Raw genomic sequence first — 13,296 nt, forward strand, 5'->3', positions numbered from 1 at the left:
GCCGGCTCTGCGGGGTCCGGGGGTGATCACCCCCGGACCCGGCAGCTCCTACCGCATCTCCATGGCCGTGGGCGGTGGGTCCCGTCGGCGAGCGATCCGGCAGGATGGCCCGGTGTCCACGACCGCACCCTCCGGCCTGCTCGTCGCGGGGACGTCCTCCGACGCCGGCAAGTCGGTCGTCGTCGCCGGCCTCTGCCGGGCACTCGTGCGCCGCGGGCTGACGGTAGCGCCGTTCAAGGCGCAGAACATGTCGAACAACTCGATGGTCTGCGCCGACGGCGGCGAGATCGGCCGGGCGCAGTACCTCCAGGCCCAGGCCGCCCGCGTCGTGCCGACGACGGCGATGAACCCCGTCCTGCTCAAGCCGGGCACCGACCGGCGCGCCTTCGTCGTCGTCCGCGGGCACCCCGCGGGCACCCTCGAGGCCGGAGAGTATGCCGTCGGGCGGGCTCACCTGGCCGAGGCCGCCTTCGCGGCCTACCGCGAGCTCGAGGCCGGCTATGACCTCGTGGTGTGCGAGGGCGCCGGGTCTCCGGCCGAGATCAACCTGCGGGCCGGGGACTACGTCAACCTCGGCCTGGCCCGCGCGTTCGGGCTGCCGGTCGTCGTCATCGGCGACATCGACCGAGGCGGCATCCTGGCGTCCCTCTACGGCACCTGGGCGCTGCTCGACGAGGCCGACCGGTCGCTGCTCAAGGCGTTCGTCATCAACAAGTTCCGAGGCGACGTCAGCGTGCTGGAGCCGGGTCTCGACGAGATCACCCGGCGGACGGGCGTGCCCTTCCTCGGGGTGGTCCCGTGGCTCCTCGACGTCTGGCTCGACAGCGAGGACACGCTCGAGGTCGGTCACTGGCGGGCCTCGACAGCGCTGTCCGCGACCGCCCGCGACCGGCTCAAGGTGGCCGTCGTGCGGCTGCCCCGGATCTCCAACGCCACCGACGTCGACGCGCTGGCCGTCGAGCCGGGCGTCGACCTGCTCGTGACCGTCGACCCGGCCGTCGTCGAGGCCGCCGACGTGGTCGTGCTGCCCGGATCCCGTTCCACCGCAAGCGATCTCGAATGGCTGCGCGAGCGCGGCCTGGCCGCGGTCGTGAGCCGGCGCGCTGAGGCGGGCCGCCCTGTGCTCGGCATCTGCGGCGGCTACCAGATGCTCGCCCAACGGATCGCAGACGACGTCGAGGGGCGCGTCGGCGAGGTTCCGGGTCTCGGGCTGCTGCCGACGACCGTCGAGTTCGGCGAGTCGAAGGTCCTGGCCCGGCCGAGCGGGGCGTGGCGCGACCACCAGGTCGACGGTGCCTACGAGATCCACCACGGCATCGCCCGCCGTCTGGACGGCCACCACGCCGAGCCCTTCCTCGACGGCTGGCAGTGCGGTCAGGTGTGGGGCACGATGTGGCACGGCGCCTTCGAGAGCGACGGATTCCGCCGCGCCTGGCTGGCCGAGGTGGCGGCCGCCGCTGGTTCGCAGTGGCGGGCCGACCCCACCGCGCCGGGCTTCGCAGCGCGACGGGAGCACATGCTCGACACCCTGGCGGACGCCCTCGATGAGCACGTCGACATCGACGCCCTGGTGTCCCTGACCCGCGCCGGGCGCGCTTCGTGATCAAGCGAGTTCGAGTGATCGGGATCGGGATGGGCGACCCCGACCACCTCACCGGCGAGGCCATCCGGGCCCTGCGCACCGTCGACGTCTTCCTCGTCGCGGACAAGGGCGGCCGGGCATCCGACCTCGTCGCCGCACGCCAGGCCATCTGCGACGCCTTCATCCCACCAGACCACCCCTACCGCGTCGTCGAGGTGCCCGACCCGCGCCGGGGGCCGGACGCCGAGCGTGACGAGACGGCATACGGGCAGGGCGTGCGCGACTGGCACTCAGCGCGCGTCACGGCATACGCGGAGGTCATCGACGGGCTCGCCGACGGCGAGGAGACCGTGGGCTTCCTCGTCTGGGGCGACCCGGCCTTCTACGACTCGACGATCCGCGTCGTCGATGCGCTGCGCGAGCGGTATGCCGTGGAGCACGACGTCATCGCAGGCGTCAGCGCCCCCCAGCTGCTCGCGGCGCGGCACAGAATCCCGCTCAACCGGATCGGCGCCTCCATCCACATCACGACGGGCCGGCGCCTGGTCGAGGAGTACGACCCCGCGCTCGGCGACGTCGTCGTCATGCTCGACGCAGGGCTCGCGTGCGCCGGGCTGGTGGGCACGCACCCGGACCTCGAGCTCTTCTGGGGCGCCTACCTCGGGTCGGCCCATGAGGTGCTCGTCTCGGGCCGGCTCGCCGACGTCATCGACGAGGTCCGGCGGGTGCGCCGGGAGTCACGTGAGCGCCACGGCTGGGTCATGGACACCTACCTGCTCCGGCACCCGGACCAGACTCGCTGAGCGACCGGGTCGACCCCTCCCTGGCCGCCACGGGCATCCAGGATGGCCTAGCATCGCGGCGTGCAGGGAGCGCCGTCGCCGACCGAACCGAACGCCGCCGTCGGCCGGCTCGTCGACCACCCCGTGCCCGACCCGCGCGGCCCGGCACGCTTGGCGTTGTTCTTCGGCGGCCTGTCACTCGTCCCGATAGGGGTGCGCGCCGGCAACGCCGCGGCCCTCGACGCCGAGCGGGCAGCTGCGGCTGACGGCGGGTCCGTCCTCGCCTTGCCCGCCAACGACCTCGAGCGGTGGTGGGCGAACGCAGGCGTGGCGACCTTCGTCGTGGCGGGTGTGTTCGCCTGCATCTGGCTCGTGCGGCTGCAGTACGCGCTCGTGCGCCGCGGCGCTCTGACTCGCGTCGTCCCCGACCTGGGCTTCTGGGTCATGTGGGTCCTGCCGATCGTCGCGTGGATCCTGCCCGTCGTGCGCATCAACCGCCTCGACCGCGCGCTGCGGCCCCGAACTTCCTGGCGGGACCAGCCATTCGCGCTGTGGGCCTGGGCGGCGGTCTGGGTGTTGATGGCCGACACGCGGCTGTGGAGCCCGCGGGGGCTGGGCGAGACAGGGACGCCCCTCCTTCGAGCCGTCGCCGACGTCGATGTGGCCTGGTGGCGCCTCGGGGTCGCGGTTGCGGCCTACGTCCTCTGGTATGCCGTGGTCGTGCGGATCACCGACGCGGCCGACCGCGCCCAGCTCGCCTCACGGGACCGTGTGCAGGTCTCGGGGTCCTGACCCCGAGGCCTGCACACAGCGCTCCTGCCGGCCTGGCTCCCGTCGGGTCAGAGGCTGCTGTAGAAGTCGATGACGTCGCCGACGAGGACCTTGGTGTCGTCGTGGGCGGCGTAGTGGCCGCCGCCCTCCCGGACGTTCCACATCCGGATGTCTGCATGGTCCCGCTCGGCGAACCGGCGGATCGACTGGAAGTCGTTGGAGTAGGACGAGAGCCCGACCGGCAGCGTCGTGGGGCCCTCCGGCCGGTGCTGGGCCAGCTGGTTCTCCCGGTAGAGCCTGATCGCCGACCCAGCGGTGCCCGTGAACCAGTACGTCGCGACGTTCGCGACGACGAAGTCGTCGTCCTGGTCGAGCATCAGCTGGCTGTTCCAGGCGAGCAGTGCGACCGGCGAGTCGGCCAGGGCGTGCGCGATCGTCTGCGGAGACTGGCTGTGGAGCAGGTTGAAGGCGCCCATGGTCTCCCAGAACCACTGGAGCTTGGCCATGGCAGCCTGCTCGTCCGGCGTGAGGTCGACCAGCTCGGCGGGGTCGCCGGTCGGGAACGAGAAGAGCTGGGTCACGTGGATGCCGATGCAGTGCTCCGGGTCCAGCCGACCCACCTCGGGGGAGATCATCGAGCCGGCGTCGTTGCCGACCGCGCCGTAGCGCTCGTAGCCGAGCCGGCGCATGAGCTCGACCCAGGCCCTGGCGATCCGGATGTTGTCCCAGCCGGTCTCGGTCGTGGGGCCGGAGAAACCGTAGCCCGGCATGGACGGGATGACCACGTGGAAACCCGCTGCCGTGAGGGGCTCGATGACGTCGAGATACTCGACCACGGAGCCGGGCCACCCGTGCGTGAGGATCAGCGGCGTGGCGTCGTCCTGCTCGGAACGGACGTGGATGAAGTAGATCGTCTGGCCGTCGATCGTCGTGGTGAACTGCGGGTACGCGTTGAGGCGGGCCTCGAGCGCCCGCCAGTCGAAGGCGGTTCGCCAGTGCTCGGCGAGCTCACGGACGCGCGAGACCGGGACGCCGTACGCATCCTCGGCGCCGGCGATCTCGTCGGTCCAGCGAGCGCGCGCCAGCCGGTCGCCGACGTCGTCGAGGTCGGCCTGCGGGACCTCGACGCGGAAGGGGCGGATCTCGGTGCTCATGATGCTCTCCTGTTCGAACGGAATGAACTGTTCCGTTCCACAGTAGCGGAACGCTTCATTCCGCACAACCCCTAGGATGGGATCCATGGCGACGGCATCAACCGGCCCCTCAGGCCCCTTGGCCCCCTCTGGCCTCTCCGGCCGCAAGGCGCAGGCGGCCCGCAACGACACGGCGATCCTCGACGCTGCCCGCACGGTCTTCCTGCGCGACCCCTCCGCGCCGATCGCCGCCGTGGCTGCCGAGGCGGGCGTCGGCATCAGCGCGCTCTATCGGCGCTACGCCAACAAGGAGGCCCTCGTCGCCAGCCTGTGCGCGGAGGGGCTGGACCGGTATGCCGCTGCAGCCGAGCGGGCGCTCGCCGCCGACGGAGATCCGTGGCAGGCCTTCGCCGGCTTCGTCACCGAGGTCGTCGACGAGGACGTCCACGCCCTCACCGTGCGCCTTGCCGGGACGTTCCGCCCGACGCCGGAGCTCGGCGCCAAGGCGGCCCGCGCCACCGCCCTCGGGGCGGAGGTCTTCCGGCGCGCCGACGAGGCGGGCGCCCTCCGAGCCGGGTTCGTGTTCAACGACGTGGGCATGGTGCTGGAGCAGGCGACCGCCGTGCGGGTGTCCAACCCCGAGCGGACCGTCGTGCTGCGCCGTCGCTACCTCGCCTTGACGCTGGCCGCGATCCGCGCTCGCGGGCTGCAGGGCGAGGCGGCCGCCCCGCGGGACCTCCCCGGGCCCCCGCCGACCGACGCCGAGCTCGGCGAGCGCTGGGCCATGCGGGACTGAGCGGTCGAGCGGCGAGGGAGCCGGGACAGGGAACGCCCGGCCATCGATCCGCCCCGAGCGAGTCCCTCGGTCCTACGTCAGATGTCGGTGACTTCGCCGGAGCTGCTGATGAAGTGGTGCATGTCCAGGTCGCAGAGCCGGTAGCGCTTGGGCAGAATCTCCCCGCCGATGGCATAGCCCGCCCGGCGCTCCCATTCCCCGAGCTCGAAGTCGGGAGTGATCTCAAGCTTTTGGAGGCCCTTGACGCTCTTGTAGGCATAGAGGCCGAAGTCGATCAACCGAAGCGGATAGCCGCGCTCGAGCGGGAGCGGTGCCCCATTGAGGCTGTCGATGAGCAGTGCACGCCGTGCCAGTGCAGGCCGCAGCGGTATGGTCGACTCGTAGACCCCCTTGTCGGGGGAGCCGATGCTTGTCTGCCTCAGGTAGAGCCCCTCTGAATTCCCGTCCCACCCGCATCCGCGAAGAGCGTCCGCGAGCAGGACCCCACTCCAAGCCTCCCGGGTGCTCCAGTTGCAGACACACACATAGCGCCGATTCTCATGCACTCGTGGGAGCTCTTGGAACTCGTCGTAGCTCAACACGGTGCTTGGCATTCCTAGCCCGACGATCCGCAGCCGCCACGCGTTGCGGTCAACGTGCGCTGGTGGCCCGTCCTGGTAGTAGCGGAGCGACGACGGCTTTCGGGACCGTTGGCGTGCAGTCGTTGTCGTCATCCGTGTGCCTCCTGGAGGGGCCGGAGACAGCGGAATCCGATGAGATTGTCTCGCAGACCGGGGTGGTAGTTGTCCCGCGCCGAGCCGCGCAGATAGTCCGCATCATGCAGCCCTGACCCTCCGCGGACCACATGTGGCTGATATTCGTCAACCAGGTGCAAAGGATTCCGATCGGGACGGCCGACATAGCCAACTGCGTAATTGTCAAGGCACCACTCGGCGAGGTTCCCGACCATGTCACGACAACCGCATGGAGAGACGTTGGTGGGGTGGGCATCCGGACGAGTGGGGCGCCGCTCGGTGGGTTCGCAGTCAGGGGCGTAATTGGCGCGATCAAGGGTTGGGAGCTGCTCGCCCCAGGGATATGTTCGACCCGCAGGTCCTCTGCACGCGAACTCCCATTGCGCTTCACTGGGCAGCGTCTTGTCACCCCATCGCGCAAACGCGAGTGCCTCCCACCAGCTGACCCCGGTCACGGGCACATCCGGATCGGTGGCCCATAGCGGATCCTCCCAGTACGTAGGAGCGGTGATCCGGTTGGCCTGGACGAACTCCCAGCCCGCTGGCGTCCATAGCGGTGCGGTCGTGTAGCCGCCATCAGCGATGAACTCGGCGAACTGACGGTTGCTGACCGGGTCGCGATCGATCTGGAATGCATCCAGGTACACCTCGCGAATCGGCTGTTCGTCAGGCGAGTGCATCGAGCCTTGACGGAGAGTCCCGGCCGGGACAAGGCACATGTGCACGTCGTGAGCCGACGCCGTCGTCATCGCAGAAGCCGGAGGGTGCCTGTGAGACTGACCACCTTCTTGCGTGGTCCGTACAGCGCCGCCCCGAGGTACGTGAGCTCCTCACTGCTGGACGACTCGAGCGCCTCGGCGTAGTCGTCGTATGTGCGCGTGCGTTGTGCGCAGTCAGAGAAGCCGACGACCAAAAGGTCATGCAAGTCCTCCCTGGCTAGCCCGCAGATTGCCTTCAGGTGTTCGGTGGATGCCGTGAGGATCGGGATGGGCGTGGTCGTGATTCCGAGATGAGTGCACCCATCCGCGTCCTTGAGATCCGGGCCGACAAGCTCCGGGACACGATGTCCCACAGTCAACGTCAGGACGGCCGCCGTGTTGGCGGCCAGTCCACTGGGCAGCGACGAGTCGACGACGACGGCTAGTTTCATGGGTGGCTTCATGATGGTGTTCTGGCTCCTTGCGGATCATCCAACGAGTGGTCGTTTCGCGTGCTCTGCGTCACACCTGCGATGACGATGAGCCCACCGAGAACCTGTGCGGCGCTTGGACGCTCGTGAAGGACGAGCAATGCAATGCCAAGCCCGAAGACTGGGACCAGGTTGAGCAGGTTCACAGCGGTACTGGGCTGTAGCCGTCGTAGGCCCCGCGCGTAGAGAACGAGCCCGACCAGCGAGCAGCCCAGAGCCAGGGCTGCGAGCGATGTGAGTGTCGCGCCGGGGCCGGCTGGGACCCGCCACCGAGGAATCTCGAGCGCCGCCAGCGGCACGAACCCGAGCGCTCCGGCAGTGGTCTGGTGATAGATGACAGTGGATGTGGTGTAGCGGCTGGCGACATCGCGGGTGCAGAAGCTGTACAACGCCCACACGAGCCCACTGAGGATCAGCATGACATCGCCGACGAGTCTGGCGGAGTGAGTGCCGGGGCTGTATCCGACGATGATGGTGACACCGACCAGTGCCAGGCCGATGCCGAAGACGGTGCCGCGACGAGGAAGCCGTCGGTGGACCAGGGATTCCACGCACACCGTCAGTGCGGGATAGCACGCGACGAGCAGCGCAGCATCGGTCGGTGTGGCCAGGTCGACGCCGACATTCTCGATGCTGAAGTAGCAGGTGATCCCGAGCAATCCACCCAGGGCCAGGCGGAGACGGTCAGCCCGCGTGGGCGCCTCGTGTCCGCGAGTCAGACGTACCCAGACGGCCAGAACTGCGGCCGCGACGGTGAAGCGAACGAGTCCCACGGTCAAAGGCGGGACTTCCCGGAGCGCCACCTTGGTGAGCGTGTACGAACTGGAAAGGACCGCCGCGGCAGCCACGACACTGGCCACGGGTCCCGCGGCGCCGGCCCGTATCGTGCGCGCGGTCGGGAACGGCGCCGCGGTGTCGATCGCGGGACTCATCTCGGGTCCGCGCCCGTCGCCGCGGCACGACCGAAGACCGACCAGAGCATCCGTATCGGTCGAGTGCGTGAGATGAAGCACAACTCGTGTCGACGCGCTGCTGGCGCCGTGGTGAGCGCGAGGTCGAACTCCCCGGCCGCGGCCCGCGCCGCCGCGGCGCTGGTCGAGGTCGCAAGGATGACCTCGGACACCTGGTATCCCGGAGGCAACAACTGCCCGATAAGTGCGCGCGGCGCCGGGTGGGTCGCGATACGGCATGACAGCGGGAGCGGAGCATCCGAACGTGCCGCGAGCCCGTACACCGGGGTCTCGAACACGAATGCCTGCTCCAGGTCAAGGCGGGAATCCATGTAGAAGGTATTCACTTCCGAGTAGGCGTTGGCCACCAGCAGACGCTCAGCCTCCCCGGAGAGCACGGCCGCGCTGGCCAGTTCATAGCTGGGGAAGAGCCGAATCGGGTTCGCCCCCGGGTCTCCTGTCGACTCGGCAAAGAAGCGCGCGGCTGCCTCGCTACTGGTTCCCGTCGGGCCGAGCGTTGCGGTGGCACCGACAGGCGGCCGTGGAACGTGAGCTCCCGAGCGAAAATGCGCAACAGCCGCCGGGCCGTCCCCGCGAGCATCAACGGTAGGCATCGGACACGGACCCCGCCCTCTTGACGCTACCCGATAGGTAGCGGATGATAGTCACTACTTAGGTGGTTACGTTCTACTGTGCCAACACGGCACCCGCCACGTCAACCCACTCACCGGCGCGCGGACGCTCCTGAGCACAAACAGACGTCAGCAAATGAAGGGAAACATGATGGAAGCAGACGTCGTGCGGCACCTCCAGGCGGTCGGGCTCACCGAATGGGAGGCTCGCGCCTACCTGGCCCTGCTGGAAGAAGCCCCCGTCTCGGGGTATGCCGTGTCCAAGAGATCCGGGGTGCCACGCTCGAAGATCTACGAGGTCCTCGACTCGCTGCTCAGTAAAGGTGCCGTCCACGTCGCTCGGGGCGACAAGAACCTGTACGGCGCCATCCCGCCCCAGGAGCTTGTCCAACGTCTGAGGGCCCGAGCGTCACAACAGCTCGATGCCGCCGAGTCCGCCATGAGCAGCTACGCCCAGCAGGTCGGCGGCAACTCCGCAATCTGGGACCTGCAGGGCCGGGTAGAGATCCTTGAACGCACCAAGCAGCTCATCCGCGCGGCGACGACCCGCATCATGGTCGAGATCTGGGCACCCGACTCGGGAGAGCTTCAAGACGACCTGCTCGCCGCATCGGAGCGCGGGGTCGAAGTCATCGCAGTCACGTACGGCGAGGTTCGCTACCCGTTCGCCGAGGTACACCCTCATCCGTCAACTGACGAAGTCACCACCGGCCTCGGCGGACGCTGGCTGGTGGTCAGCGCCGACAACCGGGAGATCATCGCCGGCATCATCTCCAGCGGCGCGCAGAGCCGGGCCGCCTGGACGAGCCATCAAGGCCTGGTCGTACCCATCACCGAGCTCATCGCCCACGACCTGTACAAGCTGGAGATGCTCCGAGCGCGGGGGGAGGAGCTGGAGGCCGACTTCGGTCCGGGCCTGGCCCGCCTTCGCGAAAGGTACTCGTGGACGGCGCAACAGTCCCGATGGCGTTGAGCCGATGCCAGGCCTCTCGGCATGCTTGGGTCTCCGACCGACAGCGGTCTCGACGCCTTGCGACCAGCTCGGCGAGTGCTGGACGCCGCGCGACTGAGAACGGTCAGCCCTCGAGCTCGCCTTCGACATCGAGGTACACCTGCTGGAGATCGGCGAGCAGCTGGGCGCCCGGCTCGGCCCAGAGGCCGCGGTCGACCGCCTCGTGAAGCCGCTCGACCATGCCCTGCAGCGCCCACGGGTTGGCGTGCTGGAGGAAGTCGCGGTTCTCCTTGTCGAGCACGTAGGTCTGTGCGATCTGCTCGTACATCCAGTCGGTGACGACCCCGGCGGTCGCGTCGAAGCCGAAGAGGTAGTCGACGGTGGCCGCCAGCTCGAAGGCACCCTTGTACCCGTGCCGGCGCATCGCCGCGACCCATCGCGGGTTCACGACGCGAGACCGAAAGACGCGAGCGGTCTCCTCCGTGAGGCTGCGGGTGCGCACGGCATCGGGCATCGTGGAGTCGCCGACGTACGCCCGCGGCTCGCGTCCGGTCAGTGCTCGGACGGTGGCGACCATTCCGCCGTGGTACTGGAAGTAGTCGTCGCTGTCGGCGATGTCGTGCTCTCGAGTGTCGACGTTCTTGGCGGCGACGTCGATGCGCCGGTAGGCGCGCTCCATGTCCCCGCGAGCGGGTATGCCGTCCAGTCCCCGCCCGTAGGCGAAGCCACCCCACGTCGCGTACACCTCCGCAAGATCCTGGTCGGAGCGCCAGGTCCCTGCCTCGACGAGCGGGAGGATGCCGGCGCCGTACGACCCGGGCTTGGAGCCGAAGATCCTCGTGGTGGCCCGTCGTCCGTCACCGTGGTCGGCCAGGTCGGACTGGACGTTGGCCCGGACGAAGTTGTCCTCGGCGCTCTCGTCGAGGTCGGCGACGAGGGCCACGGCGTCGTCGAGCATGGCGATGACATGCGGGAAGGCGTCTCGGAAGAAGCCGGAGATGCGCACGGTCACGTCGATACGCGGGCGACCGAGCTCGGCCAGCGGGACAGGATCGAGCCCGACGACCCTGCGGGACATCTCGTCCCAGCGCGGACGGACGCCGATGAGGGCCAGCACCTCGGCGATGTCGTCGCCGGACGTCCGCATGGCAGAGGTGCCCCACACGGACAGGCCGACCGACCGAGGCCACTCGCCCGTGTCGGCACGGTGGCGCTCCAAGAGCGACTCGGCCATGGACTGCCCTGTCTCCCAGGCAAGCCGGGACGGGATGGCCTTCGGGTCGACCGAATAGAAGTTGCGTCCGGTCGGCAGCACGTTGACGAGCCCACGCAACGGCGAGCCGGACGGTCCGGCCGGGACGTACCCGCCGTCCAGGGCGTGCAGCACCGCGTCGATCTCGCCGCTCGTGGCCCTCAGACGTGGGACGACCTCCTCGCACGCGAAGGTGAGCGAGCGGCATACGCCGTCGTCGGGGTCACCCAGCACGTCCCGCACGACTGACGGCACCGCGGCAGCGTCCCACCCCCTGGCCGCAAGAGCGGCGACGAGCGCGCTCGCCTGCGCCTCGATCCGATCCGCGGTCGTGCGTCCGGCCTCCCCCTCACTGAGGCCGAGCGCGGTCCGTAGCCCGGGCACGGCGCCGGCAGTGCCGGCGAAGACCTGGCTGGCTCGCAGGACCGTGAGCACGAGGTTGTCCAAGGTCTCCCCGGTGGGCGCCTCTCCGAGGATGTGCAGGCCGTCGCGGATCTGGACGTCCTTGACCTCGCACAGCCAGCCGTCGACGTGCATGACGAACTCGTCGAAGGCATCGTCGTCCGGCCGATCGGTGAGCCCCAGGTCGTGGTGGAGCGCTGCCGCGTGCACGAGTGCCCAGATCTCGGCGCGAAGGGCAGGCGCCTTCGCGGGGTCCATCACCGAGACATTGCCGTACTCGTCGAGCAGCTGTTCGAGCCGCGCGATGTCGCCGTAGGACTCGGCACGGGCCATGGGTGGCACCAGGTGGTCGACGATCGTCGCGTGAGCACGCCGCTTGGCCTGGCTCCCCTCCCCGGGGTCGTTGACGAGGAACGGGTAGACGAGCGGGACCGAGCCGCCCGTCGCGTCGGGACCGCACGACGGGGACAGGGCGAGGGTCTTACCCGGCAGCCACTCGAGGTTGCCGTGCTTGCCCATGTGGACGATCGCGTGTGCCCCGAAATCCCTTGCCAGCCAGTCATATACGGCGAGGTAGTGATGCGTGGGCGGGAGGTCCGGGTCGTGGTAGATGGCGATCGGGTTCTCGCCGAAACCGCGAGGCGGCTGGATGAGGATCACGACGTTGCCCGCGCGCAGGCTCGCCGCGACGATCTCGCCGTCCGGGTCGCCGTGACGGTCGACGAAGACGTCGCCGGGAGCCTCGCCCCAGTGGTGGACGACCGCCTCCCGCAGCCGCTCGGGGAGAGTCTCGAAGTGCTCGCGGTAGCGGTCGGCGCGGATGCGCACGGGCTGGCCGGAGAGCTGCTCCTGGGTGAGCCAGTCCTCGTCCTGGCCCCCCGCCTCGATGAGCGCGTGGATGAGCGCGTTGCCGGCGGTCGTGTCGGCCGACTCTCCGTCGACCGGGTCGAGCGGACCGGTGCCCGGGATCTCGCCAGGTGCGCCGAGGTCGTATCCCGCGTCACGCATGGCGCGCAGCAGCCGGATCACGGAGACGGGCGTATCGAGCCCGACGGCGTTGCCGATCCGCGAGTGCTTCGAGGGGTAGGCCGACAGGACGATCGCGACACGTCGCTCGCTGGACGGGGTGCGGCGCAGGCGGGCGTGGTTGACCGCGAGCGTCGCGAGACGACCGCACCGCTCCGGGTCGGGCACGTAGTGCGGGAGGCCGTCGGCGTCGGTCTCCTTGAAGGAGAAGGCGGTTCCGATGATCCTGCCGTCGAACTCGGGCACCGCCACCTGAGTCGCGACGTCGAGCGGGCTCATGCCCTCGTCGCTCGACTCCCACCGCTCCCTGCTCCACGTGAGGCACAGGCCCTGGATGATCGGCACGTCGAGCGCTGCGAGCGCCTGAACGTCCCAGGCGTCGTCGTCGCCCCCGGCACCGGCCTCCGCGGGCCGCGTTCCGCCCGCCGCCAGGACGGTCGTCACCAGGGCGTCGTATGCCGTCAGGTGAGCAAGGAGTTCGGCCGGCGCGTCGCGCAGCGACGTGACGTGGATCGGGGTCCCGATCCCTCCCGCGGCATCGACCGCGTCAGCGAGAGCCTCGACGTAGGCGGTGTTCCCGGCGGTGTGCTGGGCGCGGTAGTAAAGGATCCCGACCTTGGGAGCCCCTGGGTCCGCCGGGGCCGGGCGGGCGAGCAGGCCCCAGAGCGGTTGCGGCTCGGGCGGTTCGAAGACATCTCCGGTGAGCAGGACGGTGTCGGCGAGGAAGGCATGCAGGCCGCGGACGTTGGCGGGCCCGCCTTCGGCGAGGTAGCGATGAGCTTCGGCGGCCACGCCCTGCGGGACGGTGGAGTGGGCCATCAGCGCGGCGTCCGGGGCCCGCTCCCCTCCGAGCACGACGAGCGGGAGGCCGCTCTCGCGCGCCTGGTCGAAGGCGGGTGGCAGAGCCTGCGCCGAGCCGAGGAACCGGAACACCACGAGGTCGCTCGCGGCAAGCAGGTCTGCGAGCGCCAAGCCGTCGACTCGGGTGGGGTTGGCCCACGAGTAGGGGGCACCGCTGGCCCGAGCTCCGAGCAGGTCGGTGTCGGACGTGCTGAGCAGCAGAATGCGCGCCACGGGTCTCCTCGGCGGGGTGTC

12 protein-coding genes are annotated in these 13,296 nt (G+C 69.6%); 5 read left to right on the forward strand and 7 right to left on the reverse strand.

Annotated elements, in window-relative coordinates; translation table 11 throughout:
* The first annotated feature begins 112 nt into the window (after positions 1 to 112).
* From ACWEOW_RS05655 to ACWEOW_RS05665, 3 genes are read left to right on the forward strand one after another with little or no spacing between them, the layout of a single operon-like run.
* The gene (locus ACWEOW_RS05655; protein ID WP_452268189.1) at positions 113 to 1,603 is read left to right on the forward strand and encodes a cobyric acid synthase; all 1,491 of its coding nucleotides are present in this window, start codon (positions 113 to 115) and stop codon (positions 1,601 to 1,603) included.
* Positions 1,604 to 1,617: 14 nt separating this feature from the next.
* The gene (cobF, locus tag ACWEOW_RS05660; RefSeq protein WP_452268190.1) at positions 1,618 to 2,385 is read left to right on the forward strand and encodes a precorrin-6A synthase (deacetylating); all 768 of its coding nucleotides are present in this window, start codon (positions 1,618 to 1,620) and stop codon (positions 2,383 to 2,385) included.
* A 60-nt stretch (positions 2,386 to 2,445) separates the two neighbouring features.
* On the forward strand, positions 2,446 to 3,156 hold the full coding sequence (locus ACWEOW_RS05665; RefSeq protein ID WP_452268191.1) for a hypothetical protein: 711 nt from the start codon (positions 2,446 to 2,448) through the stop codon (positions 3,154 to 3,156).
* Between the two features lie 47 nt (positions 3,157 to 3,203).
* Here the strand turns inward: ACWEOW_RS05665 and ACWEOW_RS05670 are convergent, their stop codons facing one another.
* On the reverse strand, positions 3,204 to 4,289 hold the full coding sequence (locus ACWEOW_RS05670; protein ID WP_452268192.1) for an epoxide hydrolase family protein: 1,086 nt from the start codon (positions 4,287 to 4,289) through the stop codon (positions 3,204 to 3,206).
* Between the two features lie 85 nt (positions 4,290 to 4,374).
* On the opposite strand from ACWEOW_RS05670, the gene ACWEOW_RS05675 reads away from it, so the two are divergent.
* Complete coding sequence (locus ACWEOW_RS05675) at positions 4,375 to 5,064, forward strand: TetR family transcriptional regulator (RefSeq protein ID WP_452268193.1); 690 nt, start codon at positions 4,375 to 4,377, stop codon at positions 5,062 to 5,064.
* A gap of 77 nt (positions 5,065 to 5,141) precedes the next feature.
* Here the strand turns inward: ACWEOW_RS05675 and ACWEOW_RS05680 are convergent, their stop codons facing one another.
* From ACWEOW_RS05680 to ACWEOW_RS05700, 5 genes are read right to left on the reverse strand one after another with little or no spacing between them, the layout of a single operon-like run.
* Positions 5,142 to 5,777, reverse strand: coding sequence for a molybdopterin-dependent oxidoreductase (locus ACWEOW_RS05680; RefSeq protein WP_452268194.1), 636 nt, complete (start codon positions 5,775 to 5,777; stop codon positions 5,142 to 5,144).
* Entirely contained in the window at positions 5,774 to 6,547 is a 774-nt protein-coding gene (locus tag ACWEOW_RS05685) for a formylglycine-generating enzyme family protein (RefSeq protein WP_452268195.1), read from the reverse strand. The genes ACWEOW_RS05680 and ACWEOW_RS05685 overlap by 4 nt, the downstream gene beginning before the upstream one ends.
* Entirely contained in the window at positions 6,544 to 6,960 is a 417-nt protein-coding gene (locus ACWEOW_RS05690; protein WP_452268196.1) for a DUF2000 domain-containing protein, read from the reverse strand. The genes ACWEOW_RS05685 and ACWEOW_RS05690 overlap by 4 nt, the downstream gene beginning before the upstream one ends.
* Positions 6,957 to 7,919, reverse strand: coding sequence for a DMT family transporter (locus ACWEOW_RS05695; protein ID WP_452268197.1), 963 nt, complete (start codon positions 7,917 to 7,919; stop codon positions 6,957 to 6,959). Before ACWEOW_RS05695 ends, ACWEOW_RS05690 begins: the two co-directional genes overlap by 4 nt.
* Positions 7,916 to 8,305 carry a hypothetical protein gene (locus ACWEOW_RS05700; RefSeq protein ID WP_452268198.1) on the reverse strand — a complete coding sequence of 130 codons (390 nt, stop codon included), beginning with the start codon at positions 8,303 to 8,305 and terminating at the stop codon, positions 7,916 to 7,918. The genes ACWEOW_RS05695 and ACWEOW_RS05700 overlap by 4 nt, the downstream gene beginning before the upstream one ends.
* A gap of 412 nt (positions 8,306 to 8,717) precedes the next feature.
* Between ACWEOW_RS05700 and ACWEOW_RS05705 the strand changes: the two genes are divergently transcribed.
* Positions 8,718 to 9,542 carry a TrmB family transcriptional regulator gene (locus tag ACWEOW_RS05705; protein ID WP_452268199.1) on the forward strand — a complete coding sequence of 275 codons (825 nt, stop codon included), beginning with the start codon at positions 8,718 to 8,720 and terminating at the stop codon, positions 9,540 to 9,542.
* Between the two features lie 103 nt (positions 9,543 to 9,645).
* Here the strand turns inward: ACWEOW_RS05705 and cobN are convergent, their stop codons facing one another.
* Positions 9,646 to 13,275, reverse strand: coding sequence for a cobaltochelatase subunit CobN (gene cobN, locus ACWEOW_RS05710; protein ID WP_452268200.1), 3,630 nt, complete (start codon positions 13,273 to 13,275; stop codon positions 9,646 to 9,648).
* Positions 13,276 to 13,296: the final 21 nt, after the last annotated feature.

The organism is Monashia sp. NPDC004114, assembly GCF_053603855.1.